At 36.7% G+C, this 14,344-nt stretch carries 12 protein-coding genes; 9 read left to right on the forward strand and 3 right to left on the reverse strand.

Annotated features, from left to right (window positions below; all coding sequences use genetic code 11):
• Window positions 1-486: 486 nt before the first annotated feature.
• The gene (locus MKY06_RS09875) at window positions 487-1,917 is read right to left on the reverse strand and encodes a hypothetical protein (RefSeq protein ID WP_097812412.1); all 1,431 of its coding nucleotides are present in this window, start codon (window positions 1,915-1,917) and stop codon (window positions 487-489) included.
• 376 nt (window positions 1,918-2,293) lie between these two features.
• Between MKY06_RS09875 and MKY06_RS09880 the strand changes: the two genes are divergently transcribed.
• Window positions 2,294-2,644, forward strand: a complete 351-nt coding sequence (locus tag MKY06_RS09880; RefSeq protein WP_078081727.1) for a VOC family protein — start codon at window positions 2,294-2,296, stop codon at window positions 2,642-2,644.
• Window positions 2,645-2,705: 61 nt separating this feature from the next.
• Here MKY06_RS09880 and MKY06_RS09885 read toward each other — a convergent pair whose 3' ends face one another.
• Together MKY06_RS09885 and MKY06_RS09890 are read right to left on the reverse strand one after the other, a co-directional pair.
• On the reverse strand, window positions 2,706-3,797 hold the full coding sequence (locus MKY06_RS09885; protein WP_025751972.1) for an AI-2E family transporter: 1,092 nt from the start codon (window positions 3,795-3,797) through the stop codon (window positions 2,706-2,708).
• Between the two features lie 109 nt (window positions 3,798-3,906).
• On the reverse strand, window positions 3,907-4,101 hold the full coding sequence (locus MKY06_RS09890) for a twin-arginine translocase TatA/TatE family subunit (RefSeq protein WP_013082787.1): 195 nt from the start codon (window positions 4,099-4,101) through the stop codon (window positions 3,907-3,909).
• Between the two features lie 892 nt (window positions 4,102-4,993).
• Here MKY06_RS09890 and MKY06_RS09895 point away from each other — a divergent pair.
• The 8 genes from MKY06_RS09895 to MKY06_RS09930 all read left to right on the forward strand — a co-directional run bounded on the left by MKY06_RS09895 (window position 4,994) and on the right by MKY06_RS09930 (window position 14,340).
• Window positions 4,994-6,949 carry a beta-galactosidase gene (locus tag MKY06_RS09895; RefSeq protein WP_029321261.1) on the forward strand — a complete coding sequence of 652 codons (1,956 nt, stop codon included), beginning with the start codon at window positions 4,994-4,996 and terminating at the stop codon, window positions 6,947-6,949.
• A gap of 84 nt (window positions 6,950-7,033) precedes the next feature.
• Window positions 7,034-8,398 carry a glycoside-pentoside-hexuronide (GPH):cation symporter gene (locus MKY06_RS09900; protein WP_043981959.1) on the forward strand — a complete coding sequence of 455 codons (1,365 nt, stop codon included), beginning with the start codon at window positions 7,034-7,036 and terminating at the stop codon, window positions 8,396-8,398.
• A 117-nt stretch (window positions 8,399-8,515) separates the two neighbouring features.
• Window positions 8,516-8,761, forward strand: coding sequence for a DUF2164 domain-containing protein (locus tag MKY06_RS09905; protein ID WP_013082790.1), 246 nt, complete (start codon window positions 8,516-8,518; stop codon window positions 8,759-8,761).
• Between the two features lie 243 nt (window positions 8,762-9,004).
• The gene (locus MKY06_RS09910; RefSeq protein ID WP_082888756.1) at window positions 9,005-10,501 is read left to right on the forward strand and encodes a CoA transferase; all 1,497 of its coding nucleotides are present in this window, start codon (window positions 9,005-9,007) and stop codon (window positions 10,499-10,501) included.
• Window positions 10,502-10,922: 421 nt separating this feature from the next.
• Window positions 10,923-11,120, forward strand: coding sequence for an IDEAL domain-containing protein (locus tag MKY06_RS09915; RefSeq protein WP_013056608.1), 198 nt, complete (start codon window positions 10,923-10,925; stop codon window positions 11,118-11,120).
• Between the two features lie 226 nt (window positions 11,121-11,346).
• Complete coding sequence (locus MKY06_RS09920; RefSeq protein WP_057274853.1) at window positions 11,347-11,766, forward strand: universal stress protein; 420 nt, start codon at window positions 11,347-11,349, stop codon at window positions 11,764-11,766.
• Window positions 11,767-12,281: 515 nt separating this feature from the next.
• Window positions 12,282-13,658 (forward strand): sensor histidine kinase, encoded by a 1,377-nt coding sequence (locus MKY06_RS09925; RefSeq protein ID WP_098278128.1) that lies wholly within the window; start codon window positions 12,282-12,284, stop codon window positions 13,656-13,658.
• Between the two features lies 1 nt (window position 13,659).
• Window positions 13,660-14,340: a response regulator transcription factor gene (locus MKY06_RS09930; protein ID WP_013056611.1), complete on the forward strand. Its 681-nt coding sequence runs from the start codon at window positions 13,660-13,662 to the stop codon at window positions 14,338-14,340.
• Window positions 14,341-14,344: the final 4 nt, after the last annotated feature.

Consider the following 14,344-nt stretch of genomic DNA (forward strand, 5'->3'; position numbering starts at 1 on the left):
AAAAAGTTCACATTTTCAGAGGGGATAAACAAACATTTGCAGCAAAAATAGTGTTTTTTTAAGAAAGTGGCATGTTTGCACGGGAATCTGGAGCAAAAAACACTTTTGCACGGAGATGTGGAGCAAAAATTGAAGGAAACGAAGAGGGAAAGTCGCTGGCACAAGAAAATTTATGTAAAAGTGGCATATTTGCACGGAAGATTGGAGCCAAACTTATAGTAAATGCAGTATAGAAAGAAAAACGGCACATTCGCACGGGGATCTGGAGCAAAAAACAATTATAAATACTTTTTTAGACACAAAAAGTTCACAAAATGATAAGGAAGGTGAAGTTTAATAGCTATATTAGCAGGGGAAATAATATGTTTACATAAAGAATTGGAGCAAAAAAACACTTTCGCACGGAAATGTGGAGCAAAAAATGCAGTGATTAATAGTAGATAGATAAAAAGAATGCCCTTATAAAGATTATAAGGGCATTCTTTTTTAGCCTATAGAACTTGTTACGTTTTGATAAATAGAAAGGGGAGCATATTCGTAATCACCAGCTAATAAGTCTTTTACTTCACTTTCTCCCACAGGAATAAAGGTAATCTGAAACACTTGGCCCACTCTTTTATAGGATTGGACAGCTAGTTTTTGTTCGACTAGCTCATCTAAGGCTGTTTCAATTTCGACAAGGTTTTCTTTTTTTCGTCTTTTTCGAAAGCGGACTCTTGTCGAAAAATATAAATAATCTCTTGTGACATTGTATGAAGATTTTGTTTCATAGCAAATGAGGCGCTCTTTTTGCATAACGAATAGCAAATGATAAGCGGCGTCTAAACTTAATTTTTCTACTTTATTTTTATAAATACGCACCGTTTGGCGTTGAATATAGTCTCTATATATCACTTCATTGACGTGAATTTCAGCAATTCGCGTTCCGTTCGGCATCGTAGTAATATCTACAAAGTCAAAAATACCATAGGCAATTTTCTTATTATGCTGTACTTTTGTCATGCTGTAGTGCTTCATTTTTGTAATTCTTTCTTCTATCATCTGATAGTTGCGCTTACTATCTGTTTTATAAAGTGCTTTCACAAGGTCACCAATTTTTACGTTAATGATTTTTTGTGTAGCGAACAACTCGTCCCGCTGGCTCATGATTTCTAAAAACACTTTATAATCAAACCGATCTAAATCACTAATTTTATTTCCATTTTCTTCAGCGTATTCTTTTTCTATTAACAATTCGTAATCTGTCCCGTCTTCAGAGTTATAAGTACTTAAGAAATATTCTTTTCCTTCTTTCTCTAATAGGGGTTGCTCGACGAGAAGTTTTGCTCTTGAGTTAGAGAAAAAAGGATTCTCTACAGTTGAAAAAGGGCTCTCAATAATACTATGATTTCCGTTTTGGAAGCTTGGATCCAGTATAGTAAGCCCAATAATAATAGATATATCCGTATGGATTGCTTTTTCTCGCTGGGTCTTGGTTTTTTGATGAATATAAGGATAATCCGTTAAGAAGAAGCTATCTTCTTGACTCCATTCACGTAGAATACTAATTCGTTTATCAATGACTTCTTCCGGAGATGATACGTTTTCAAACTGTTTGCAAAAGAGTTCTTTTCCATTCGTTTTATAATAAGCTGTTAGCGCTTTGTATTCTCCAATCAGCTCTTTATTCTTCTTAGGATTTTTTTGCTCATAGTCGCGTATAGCAGCATCTAACCATCTGCGTTTCGTACGATTGAGAAAGTCTTTTTTTAAAATTCTCAACGTTTCGTTTACATCTTTATTTTCAAAGTGCTGCTGATAAAGAGGGAGGATGGTGCTTTCTAAATCTCCTTTTATACTTTCATTATAAACAGATAAGAGGCGTAATTTAGATACTCTATCAATGACTTCGCGTATGAGTAAAGATGAATAATCCATACACATCTAACCTCCTTAACCTTAAGTTAGTCATTTTAATTCTTAGCTGGATAGTGGCTTTAAATCTATTGTAATGCACGAAAGTTCGATGCTACAAACAAAAGAAGGCTACTATCTATAGTCTATTTTTCATTATACACGTGCAAAGCAGAGGAAGGGGGAGATTTTCTCATTTTCTTTTTTAGTAATCTACGTTTGGTCATGAAGTATATACATTTGCCGTGTAGCTTATGTATGGAGAATAACCTTGTCCGCAAGACTACTAATTCTGCTACCGAGTTTAATGGACTGATAGAAAGTATCTCAAAATAAAAGGTTATCAGCGATTAAAAGAGAATACTTTGTAAAACTACTAAATCCATACCGGAGGTCATAAATGAACCCTATATTAAATGAAGTAGGCACGGTTTTTATTCCTGTAAAGGACATAAAAAAAGCACGAGATTGGTATTGTGACATACTAGGTTTGATAGCAGATGGGGACATTTTATATGATCATTTATATGTGATACCTATGAATGGAACAGGAATTGTATTAGATAGCAAAACGTATTCAAAAAATACGCTTTTTAAAACGCCAGCTTTTCATTTGAATACAAACGATATCAAAGAAGCTTATGAATATATGAAGCAGAAAAAAGTAGAGCTAACGACAGGAATTCAACACAATCATTGGTTTACATTTAAAGATCCGGATGGAAATCACCTGATCGTGTGTCAGTGCTGAACCTATGGAACAATAAAAAGACCTTCAAGAGAAGGTCCTTTTATTGTATTGCTTTTGCATTTTACAACTTGATAGATTTGTTTCTGAATTGAATCATTCTTACAATATTTATCACAATTGTTTTTGTTACAGCATAAGCCGGAATCGCTAAGATCATTCCGAGTATTCCTGCAATATTACCTGCAACAAGCAATAAAATAATAATCGTTAAAGGATGAGTGTTTAATTTTTTTCCAATTACCAGCGGAGAAATAATGTTCCCATCTAGCTGTTGGACGATTACGACGACGATAATTACTAATATTGCTTTTGTAGGAGAGTATAATAAACCTACGATTAAAGCGGGTGCTACGCCAATAAAAGGGCCGACGTACGGGATAATATTAGTAAGGGCTCCTATTAGTGCGAGTATTAATGCATAAGGCAACCCGATGATGAGGTAACCAATAAATGTACTAATACCGACAAATAAACAAACGAGCATTTGGCCTTGAATATAAGTAGCTAGCGTATTTGTTGTTTCTTTCATTGTACGTAACGTTTCTTTTCGGTAAGAAGCAGGAACCATACGCAGCGTATTTTTACGAAGTTTATGGCTGTCTTTAAGCATATAAAAAAGAATGAAAGGAACGGTTACAACCGTAAGTGTAATATTTGTTACGACGCTTAAAACAGATGAAATACTGTTTGTGAGATTCGTAGGTAAAGTAGACGCGTAGTTTAAAAGTGACTCTTCAATATGATCGAGCGACACATATTTTTGTTCAACGAGCCAGTTAAACCATCTTGAGTTAGATAAATCATTTATGTACTCTCTCGTTTCTACAATATAAGACGGAATATTCTTAGCCAAATCAGTTAATTGTTTAGATAAAGTAGGTCCCACACCGCCTACAATAGAAGCAATTACGCCGATAAAAACAACGTATAATAGTAAAATGGCCAGTGTTTTTGGCACTTTTTTTCTTGTGAGAAATGACACAATTGGTTCGAATAAAAAGAAAAGAAAACCAGCTACGAGAATAGGGAAAAACAAAGTGGAGATAAACACACCGATTGGTAGAAAAACAAACGAAATATGTTTACAAATGTAAATCAGTAAAGCAATCATTAATAGTTCTAATGTCCAAAAATGCAGTTTCGATTTAAACAAAAAGTTACCCTCTTTCTTTACTATTTTTTACTATCATACATCAAAAAAGAAACCCACTGCACGTGAAAAGTGGGCTTTTTAGTCTGTATAACTTTCATTTACATAAAAATTAGGATTTTTCCTCTTTATCTTCAGTAGTATCCTCTGGAGTTTTTTTGTCGTCATCCTGTATAATTCCTTCTGCTGCATTTTTAAATTCTCGCAGGGAATGTCCAAATGCTCGTCCTATGTCCGGCAATTTACTTGGTCCAAATACAATTAAGGCAGTAATTCCGATTACGACCATGCTTGTAGCTCCTGGCATGATATCCTCTCCTTTAAAAGCAATGAATATATGAAAATTAAAAAGAGATAGTAAATAAAGTGCATGTTTATACTATTCACTTTTCTCTTTAAAATTCCTTTATTTTAAATGATACGAAAATAAGGTGAAGCGGCTATGTATGGTTTAAATGCTAGTAGTGATATTTTGCATACGAAATTAATTATAGCATTAAAGACAGCCGTTCGCCTTATTACCCTTGTATAAGCTCTATGTAAGTTTGAAGAGCTTTGTATAAATGGAAGCTGCATGAACACAAACCGGTAAAAGTGTGTTTATAATCAGCTGTAAGTAAAAAGCGGGACAAAAGTATTTTAGCCCAGGAAGTAGCCGCACAATTAATCGAGATTATTGATTAATTGTGCGGTCTTTTTTTATTGTGATGGTGAACGTAGGTTTAATGTGTTAATAATGGTAAAAACCTGCTCTGTAATTTTTACTGTTTTATAGATAAGTCAAATGACTCTTACTAATTGATAGATAGCATGTATGAAAGAAATTACTTTTGACGATTGTTTCATAAGCAATTTATTACCTAAATGTGGATATGGGAAGTGTGAGGGAAGGTATATAAAAGAATTATAAAAACATTTGTCTTTGTAAGCGTTTTATTCTTTCTTTTAATAAAGAGCAAAAAAAGGATGTTTTTCTCTAAATTTTTACCATTGAATATTTTGAATAAAGTTCATAAAATAAACTTGTAAGCGTTTTAAAAGATTAGGATGTATGTATCTTGAAAGTTGAATAGAGATTTATTTATGAAGAAAATAAATGTGATTTTTTTGCTTTTGATTACCGTTTCCGAGTAGACCTTAACAGTTAGCAGCAAATCGTTCATTTAATGAAATAAAGAAATAGATAGGAGTAGAGAAAAATGTACATCGGCGTCGATTATTACCCTGAACATTGGCCAGAGAATATGATAGAAGAAGATATCCAAGGCATTAAAGAGCTAGGATCAAACATGGTGAGAATAGGAGAGTTCGCTTGGCACCTTATGGAGCCTAAAGAAGGGCACTATGACTTTTCCTTTTTTGATAGCGTTATCAATAAGCTTAAAAAACAGAATATTGAGGTTATGTTTGGTACGCCTACTGCCACTTTTCCGGCTTGGCTTGCGAAGCAGCATCCTTCTATTTTATCAAAAGATGAAAACGGGGCGGTCAGAGCCTTTGGAGGAAGACGTCAATATTGTTTTAATTCGCCTCTTTACCGGAAGTATAGCGCCCAGATTACAGAACAACTCGTAAAGCACTACTGCTCAGAAGAAGCAATCGTAGCATGGCAAGTTGACAATGAATTTGGCCATGAAGGCAGTGACATGTGTTACTGCGAACAATGTCATAAAGAGTTTCAGCAGTTTTTGGAAAGAAAATATAAAGATATTAATGAGCTAAATGAAAAGTATGGCACTATTTTCTGGGGACAAACATATAACGAGTTTACTGAAGTGCCTATGCCTGTAAAAACAATTACGACACACAGCCCTTCGCTAAAGCTTGACTGGGCGCGCTTTCGCTCTTTTTCATTAAACAGATACGCTCACGAACAAACGGCGATTGTGAAGAAATATAAAGGTGATCACCAGCTGTTGACAACGAACGTATCAGGAGGCTTCTTTGATAAATGGTTTGATCATGAAGAAAATCTAGAAGTAATGGACTTTGTATCCTATGACAATTATCCGGTATGGGGCGGTCAAACAGAGCCAATTACTCCGGCTCATATTGCACTAGGGCATGATTTTAATAGAGGCTTGCTACATAAAAACTTCTGGATTGTAGAGGAATTAATGGGCGCTCAAGGTCATGATGTCATCGGTTATCTTCCGCGACCTAACCAGGCAAAGATGTGGTCTTATCAGGCTTTTGCTCATGGATGTACGAATATGCTGTATTTCCGTTGGCGCGGAATGACAAGAGGAGCCGAGCAATACTGCTATGGAGTTGTAGGTCACGATAATCATTATGGAAGACGCTACAAAGAAGTTCAGTCGTTATTTAGTGAAATCGTTCATTACGAACATGTACTTGAGTCTGATATTAAATCCGATGTTGCCGTTTTATATGACTATGAAAATATATGGTCATGGCGCTTTCAGCAGCAAAGTGAAGGATTTGACTTTACGCAAGAGCTTCTTAGAGGATATACACCGTTTTATAAGTTGAATACACCTATTGATGTTATTCCTGCTTCGAGAGATTTTTCAAGCTATAAAGTACTGGTTGTTCCGGCTTTGCAAATCATTGATGAAGAACTAGGTAAGAGATTTACTGAATTTACTGAAAACGGAGGCGTGATTATTTTTACTTTTAGAACCGGCATTAAAGACAAACAAAATAACATTCATTTTAAACAGACGCTCCCGGGATATGTAAAAGAAATAACAGGAATTGAAATTCATGAAGTGGAAGCACTGTCTTCTACTCAAAAAGCAGCTATTAAAGGAAAAGGACCGTATGAAGGAGAAGAATCAAGTGCGTCCGTGTGGAGAGATATTATCACGCCTGTAACAGCTGAAGTGCTGTATGAGTATGATGATCCATTTTATAATCAAGCAGCTGTAACAAAAAATCAGTTTGGTCGCGGAACGGTTTATTATGTAGGCTGTGGAATTGAGGAGCAAACGTTTGAAAAAATTGCGCTTGATATTGTGAAACAGCAGCATATTGAGCATAGAGAAAGTGAAGATGGAATTGAAGTATATCCTCGCAAGCTTGGAGAGAAAAGTTATTACTTCCTTATGAACCATACGTCAGAAGTAAAAGTATTTAAAGATATTGTTCTGCAGCCTTACGAAAGTCGAGTTGTGGAAAATATACAGCCGTAATAGAAGACTAGAATCTCATAAAGCAATGAGATTCTAGTCACCAATGATATGAAAGCGTTTTATAGGAGAAGGGAGTTAAGTTATATGAGCATGGGGGTACAGTCAAAAGTTTCTCTAAAAACCGTATTATCATACGGAATGGGGAGTTTTGGAAACAATATTATTTATGCATTAACAAGTACATATTTAATGATTTTTTATACGGATAGCGTAGGATTAAATGCCGCAGCTGTAGGAACTTTATTTCTTATTGCTAGGATATGGGATGGAATTGCAGACATTATTATTGGAATGATTGTTGATAATACAGAAACGAGATTTGGTAAGTTTAGACCTTACCTGTTAATAGGCGGATTTTTTGCAGCTGTTGCTACAGTGGCGTGTTTTATTAGTCCTGATCTTTCTCATACAGGAAAATTAATTTATGCTTATATCACCTATATCGCTTGGGGAACAAGTTTTGCCATCATGGATATTCCCTATTGGTCGCTTTCAGCAACGATTACACAAGATGTAAAAGAACGAAATAAAGTAGTGGCTTTTCCTAGAACAATTGCAGCAGTAGGGTCTTTATTTGCTAGTTTATTAACTCTTCCACTAGCTCATTATTTTGGAAACTGGTTTATGCTTAGTCTTATTTATGCGTGTATTTTAATGATTACAATGATTATTACATTTTCAGGAGTAAAAGAAAACTATACCGTAAAAAGACAGGAAAAGCAGACGCCAAAAGCAGTTTGGAACTTATTTATTCAAAATAAACCGCTGCGCTACCTGATTTTCTCGATGCTCTTAGTCGAAACGATTTTAACAATTCGAACTACTTTTTCTATTTACTATTTTAAATACAATCTAAATGCAGAGAACATCGCGTCTCTTTATTTAACCTTATTTTTTACAGCACAAATTGTAGGGGCGATCGCGTCTCCTTTTATTTCAAATAAATTTGGAAAGAAACGTGCAGCAATAGGGGGTATTGCGCTAAATGCTGTAGCCACTCTTACAATGTTTGCAACGGGTTTCCACGTTATGCCAGTGATGATTTTAAGCTTTTTAGCTTCTTTTGGCGGTGGAGTTAGTAACATTGCTCAAACATCTATGCTCGCTGACTGTGTAGAATACGGCGAATGGAAAACGGGGAACCGAGCAGAAGGAATGGTGTTTTCTACGAATATTTTCAAAACAAAGGTCGCTTCAGCAGTGGGTGGAGCAGTAGGGGGGTATATCCTTTCAGCAGTAGGGTACGTGCCAAATCAAATTCAGTCACACAGCACACTCATTTGGATTGCTTTAATCTTTACGATTATTCCGGGTATTCTCTGTTTGTTATCACTTGTCCCACTCGTAAAATATGAGTTGACGGAAAAGAGATATCTAGAAATTTTACAAGATATGAAAAAACGCTCAAGCCGCATAAAAGAAAAACCGGCTATGAAGGTGTCTAGCTAATTAAAATTAGCATCAGCATTGTACACAAAAACAACAAGAAAAAAAGACTGCATTTTCTCAGCTCCTCTTGCTATGATGTCAGGTAGACAGATATCAATGTAAAGAGGAGTTTTGTTTATGTTTATTAATTTTTCAAAAGAAGACAAAGATAAAATGCTGAATGAAATTCAAACGTTTTTTTATAACGAACGAGATGAAGAAATAAGTGAATTTGCAGCGGAAAATGTATTAGAGTTTATTAAAGAACATATCGGTCCTCACTTTTATAACCAAGCAATTAAAGATGCGGAAGATATTATGAACCAAGTCATGCTTTCTGCAGAAGAAAATTTACATGCATTAAAAAAACCAATCGAAAAGTAGTTCAAAAAAGAAAATATGAAATAGGAAAAAAGCGTTTTATGTACAAAAACATAAAGCGCTTTTGTTTGTCTGTGAAACAAATTATTTGTTCGCATAAGTGATATATGATACATTCGTTTTAAGGTAATATTAACGTTAACGTAAAGGTTATATTTAAAGTGTTTTGATTTAACTCCATGAGGGCATAACTTCAGCAAGCAGGGACATAATGAGGTAATTATATTAGGAAAGAAGGGACTATACGTGAGCAACATTACGAAAGATCAGCTAACAAAATCTATTTTGAAAGCAAATGAAAATCGTTTAACGGATAATAGTGATTTTGATATCTATCAAGAGCTTGAAAATGTGCTTCAAGGAGTAGGTTTATCAGCAAAAGACAGTGGAGGAAACATTACGTTTTACGGAGAAGATCCGGTTGTTCCTAGTACGCTGCGCCTTGCCTCAGCAGCAGCTATTGCACTAGTTGCTAAATCAGTAGCTGTCTCAAAAATTTGGAGAATACGCGGAGGAAAAGGTCAAGATATTCATATGGATTTACGAAAAGCTATCCGAAGATTATCACCTTTTTACGATAAAAAATGGGAAAAGCTTAATGGGTACGCACCAAGTAAAGCAAATGATCCATATAACCCATTAGGCTTTCGCTTTTATCAAACAAAAGATGACAAATGGGTGATGCCGCTGAATCCATATCCACGCTCCAAGCATGAAACGCTAAAGCTGTTAAATTGTATAGAAGACCCTGATGCAGTGGCAAAAGCAATTCGCGGATGGAATGCAGAAGAATTAGAAAAAGCTGCAGCTGAGCGAGGAGTTATCATGCCTGTTGTGCGGACAATTGAAGAGTTTATGAATGAGTCCGTGTATGAAGAAGTAGCGCAGCTTCCTTTAATTGAAATTGAAAAGATTGGAGAAAGTGAGCCGATTCCTTTTTCAAAAGATCCTAAAACGCCGCTAGATGGTATTCGAGCATTAGGGCTTGGTCATGTTATTGCGGGAGCAGGATTTGGTAGAGCTCTTGCCTTACACGGTGCGGACGTCTTAAATATTTGGAAGCCAACGGATTGGGAGCATGATACGATTTACGCTACGTCTAATGTCGGTATGCGCTCTTCAACGCTGGATATCGGTGAAAAAGAAGGAAAAGAAAAAATGGTTGAACTTCTAAAAGAAGCCGATATCTTTTTTGCGAACCGTCGATACGGATTTCTAGAGAGATACGGTCTAACAGCTGAAGAGTGTGCAGAACTAAAACCAGGAATCATCCACTGCACCGTTAACCTGCATGGAACGCAAGGAGAGTGGGCAAAAAGAAATGGATTTGATCAGACAGCGGGAAGTGTAACGGGAGTCATGGCGTTAGAAGGATCGCCAGAAAATCCTAAGCTGCCTCCTATTGTAGTTGTCAATGATTATGCGGTTTCTTGGTTGCTTGAAGTCGGTGCTTTAATGGCACTGGAAAGAAGAGCAAAAGAAGGAGGCAGCTACCGCGTGCGTGTATCATTGGATCGCGTATCTTTATGGATTTTATCAATGGGCATCTATGACAAAGCGTACGCTCATCAAACAGCTGGTTCGTCAGAGAAGCACGAGTACATTGCACCGAATCTCTTTACAGCCCAAACACCTTTAGGATTGTACCAAGGGCTTACAGAACAAATCGAAATGTCGGAAACTCCAGGGAAATATAAGACGGTTCTGGTTCCTCGAGGTTCTTCATGCCCAGAGTGGTTGTGATATCAAGAGGCTGAGACAAAAGTATTTTAGTTGAAGGAAAATCCGAACGATGAATCGAGATTCTTGATAAAGGATCCAACTCGTTCGGATTTTTTCATGGCGATGGTGAACGTGGATTTTGTATATTCTGCTGCTTCTAGCTGTTGATTGGAGGGCAAGGCGAAGACTCCTGCGGGAAAAGCGAAACAGGTGAGACCCCGAAGGAGTGTAAGCGATGAGGAGGCTCACCAGCCGCCCACGGAAAGCGAAGCCTTGCACGGAAATCAATTTAATCCAATTCGTTCGCCTTTGGACTAAATTGATTTTGGTATGTTCCAACCTCATTTTGAGGGACAAATTTAAAATGAAAAATAAGAAAAAATATTTGAATAATTATATGATTTCTTATATAATAGCGAAAAGGATGAGGAGTTGACTTGTAATGGAAAACTATACGTCCCGCAAAATGACACAAGAAGAAGTAAAAGTATCAGACGCGACAGCAGCTCAACTAGTGCTAAACAAATCTCTTCGTGACTTTAAAAAAGCACAGCTTTTACTGCAAATTGATCAGTCTTTAGAAAAAAGAGATAAAGAAACTTTTTTACGTTTAACTGAAGAGTTAAAAGAAGTTTGTTAAATAACCTACTAACATAAACGATCAGCCTTTGCTTCTAGTGAGCAAAGGCTTTTTATATGGAAAAAAACGGATAAATGTTTTGTTTTTTCTGAAAGCGGTAAAAGTATAGTATGGATGATAAAGCAAAAATCAAGAAGTCTCTTACTTTATTATTTTTTGCTTTATCATCTACAGCATCTAGATGGCAGCGCATCACGAAAGAACAAAAAGAGAGAGGGTTCTTTATATGTATAACAAAATCTTAGTCGCCTTTGACGGTTCGGCACCTTCTATTCGTGCTCTTCAACATGCAAGTAAACTAGCTAAAAGCGTAAATGCTAATAAGCTGACAATTGTACATATTAAGGAAAGAATTCACTTGCAGCAGCCTGTTTTTAGCGTTGACTTAGACGCACTGATAGAAGAAGAAAATCGCGATATTTTATCTGAAGCTCACAATCATTTAACTCAATCAGGTATTCCATATAAGGCATACGGTTTAGAAGGCACCGCTTCAAAGAAAATTATCGAATACGCACATGACAATCAACAAGACGTCATTGTAATAGGAAGTCAAGGAAAGGGCTTTGTTAAAGAGACATTTTTAGGAAGTGTAAGTCACGAAGTTGCTCAATCCGCAGAATGTCCTGTTATCATTGTTAAATAAAAAGAGGCTGAGACAAAAGTATTTTAGTTGAAGGGAAATCCGAACGACGAAGTGAGATTCTTGATGGAGAATCCAACTCGTTCGGATTTTTTTGTTGATTTTATTGATATGGTGAAGGTAGGTTTCCTGTATATAGGTGCTTCTAGCTGTGGATTGGAGGGCAAGAGGAAGACTCCTGCGGAAAAAGAGGCATAGGTGAGACCCCGCAGAAAGCGAAGTCTTGCATGGAAATCAACCGCGGTGGAACAAGCGATACCTACTAGCTTCTTTATTTTATTTGTTCTGTAGGTTGGATGGATTTCGTTATGTCTCCATCTTTTTTTGCGTTTGGGTTATGTAGTGCTGCGTGCTTAGTGAGTTCGAAATTTACTGTATGATAAACGTACTTTATACGCTAAGCTGTCAGATACCTGTGGTAAACTGTCAGAGAATAATGGTTATTTAATCAGGTATGCTTTATCCTGCACAGTTTCTTCAATTATTACTTTTATAATGAAAGCAAAGGATGTGAATAAATGAATAGAATTTCTATTAAGCTTGGACTCTTATTTTTAATGTTCATTTTACTAATTGAAGCTGCGCTCTTTTTTTACTTATATAGCGGTCTTGCCAACACACGAATTTCAGAGGAATTAGAAAGTTTGCGTTTAAGAGGAAACAGTCACCGGGAAGTACTAGAGAAGCATCATGATTCGGCTACGCTTAACCATGTTGCACTGATGGAATCTGAAGCAGAAACTGATGTTGTCATAACGGATAAAACAGGAAAGATTATCAGTTCGTCTAGGCCTTTAATTCAAGGTGCAAGAAAAGCAGTAGAGAAATGGAAAGGAAAGTCTCTTACATACAAAGGTGAAATTATGCAAGGCGACTGGAAAAGCAAACCTTATATCGCCACAGCATCACCTATTGAAAAAGGCCGTCAGCAGTTTGGAACGGTTTATATGTTCAAAAACACAAATGATATTCACGAAATGATTGCGAGACTACAGCATCATTTTTACGTAGCAGGAGCTGTTTCCATTTTATTTTCGATTGTGACTATTTTTGCTCTGTCTAAATTTATAACCGCTCCTTTAATCAAGATGAAAAAAGCAACAGAGAAGCTGAGTCAAGGAGACTTGTCTGTAAAGCTGGGTGCTCATTCAAGAGATGAACTTGGACAATTAGGAATGTCCATTCAGTCGCTAGCGAATGAGCTGCAGCGGTTACGAAAAGAGAGAAATGAATTTTTAAGCAGCATTTCACATGAACTTCAAACTCCTTTGATGTATTTAAAGGGCTATGCAGACGTAGCAAGAAGGCCTTCTAATACACCGCAAGAACGTGATAAATATCTTGCTATTGTGGAAGAAGAAGCGGGAAGAATTTCACAGTTAGTCAAAGATTTGTTTCAGCTGGCGCAGCTGGATCAGCATACATTTTTTATTCAAAAACAAAAAGTAGAACTGGCTACGTATTTGCACACCATATGCGCGCATTTTCATTTAGCTTTAAAAGAAAAAGAGATGGAGCTGGACATAAGCTGCTCTCAAGGTCTTTATATTTCACTAGATCCTGAAAGATTTCAGCAAGTGATTATCAATTTACTTGATAACGCAATGAAATATTCAAAAGAAGGGACTAAAATCGATTTAATGGTAAAAAAATCAGCTGAATCATTGACAATAACTCTTAAAGATCAAGGAATAGGCATTCCAGAAAAAGATCTACCTTACGTATTTGACAAGCTGTATCGAGTGGAAAAATCCCGCTCGAGAAAAAGCGGAGGTTACGGATTAGGCTTATCAATTGTAAAGGAGATTGTAGAAGCTCATGGAGGAGAAATAACCATCACAAGCGAGACGGGAAAAGGAACGACTGTAGAAATTGCATTAAGAGAGGATGGATAGGATGACAACGATTTTATTAGTCGATGATGAAGCAAGGATGCTGGATTTACTAGAACTTTATCTGCTGCCAAACGGATTTACATGTATAAAATTTGAAAAAGGCACAGAAGCGCTGCGCTATCTTTATGAAGGTAACAAAGCAGATTTGATGTTATTAGATATTATGATGCCAAGCGAAGATGGGTGGGAGATTTGTCAAAAAGTAAGGAAAATGTCTGATCTACCGGTCATTATGCTCACAGCCCGCAGCCAAACGTTAGATGTAGTAAAAGGATTAAATATAGGGGCAGACGACTATATTACCAAACCGTTTAGCGAAGAAGAATTGGTTGCACGCATCAGCGCGGTTCTTAGACGTTCGTTAAAAGAAAAACATGAAATCACCCACAAAGGGTTAGTATGGAGCAAGGAAGACCACGTATTACAATATAAAAATCAGCACATTCAAGTGACGCCTAAAGAGTTTGAATTAGTGGGGTTACTTCTTCAGCATTTAAATCGTGTGTTCAGCCGGGACGACTTGCTTGTGTTAGTGTGGGGATATGAGGCGGAGATTGGAGACCGTACTATTGACTCTCATGTGCGAAATGTTCGGGATAAGCTAAGAAAAGCGGGCTTTCCTGTAGACGAATACCTGCAAACCGTATGGGGAATAGGCTATAAGTGGGTTGACGTTAGTTGAAAAT

The sequence above is a fragment of the Priestia sp. FSL P4-0332 genome (genome assembly GCF_038005845.1).
GTDB lineage: Bacteria > Bacillota > Bacilli > Bacillales > Bacillaceae_H > Priestia.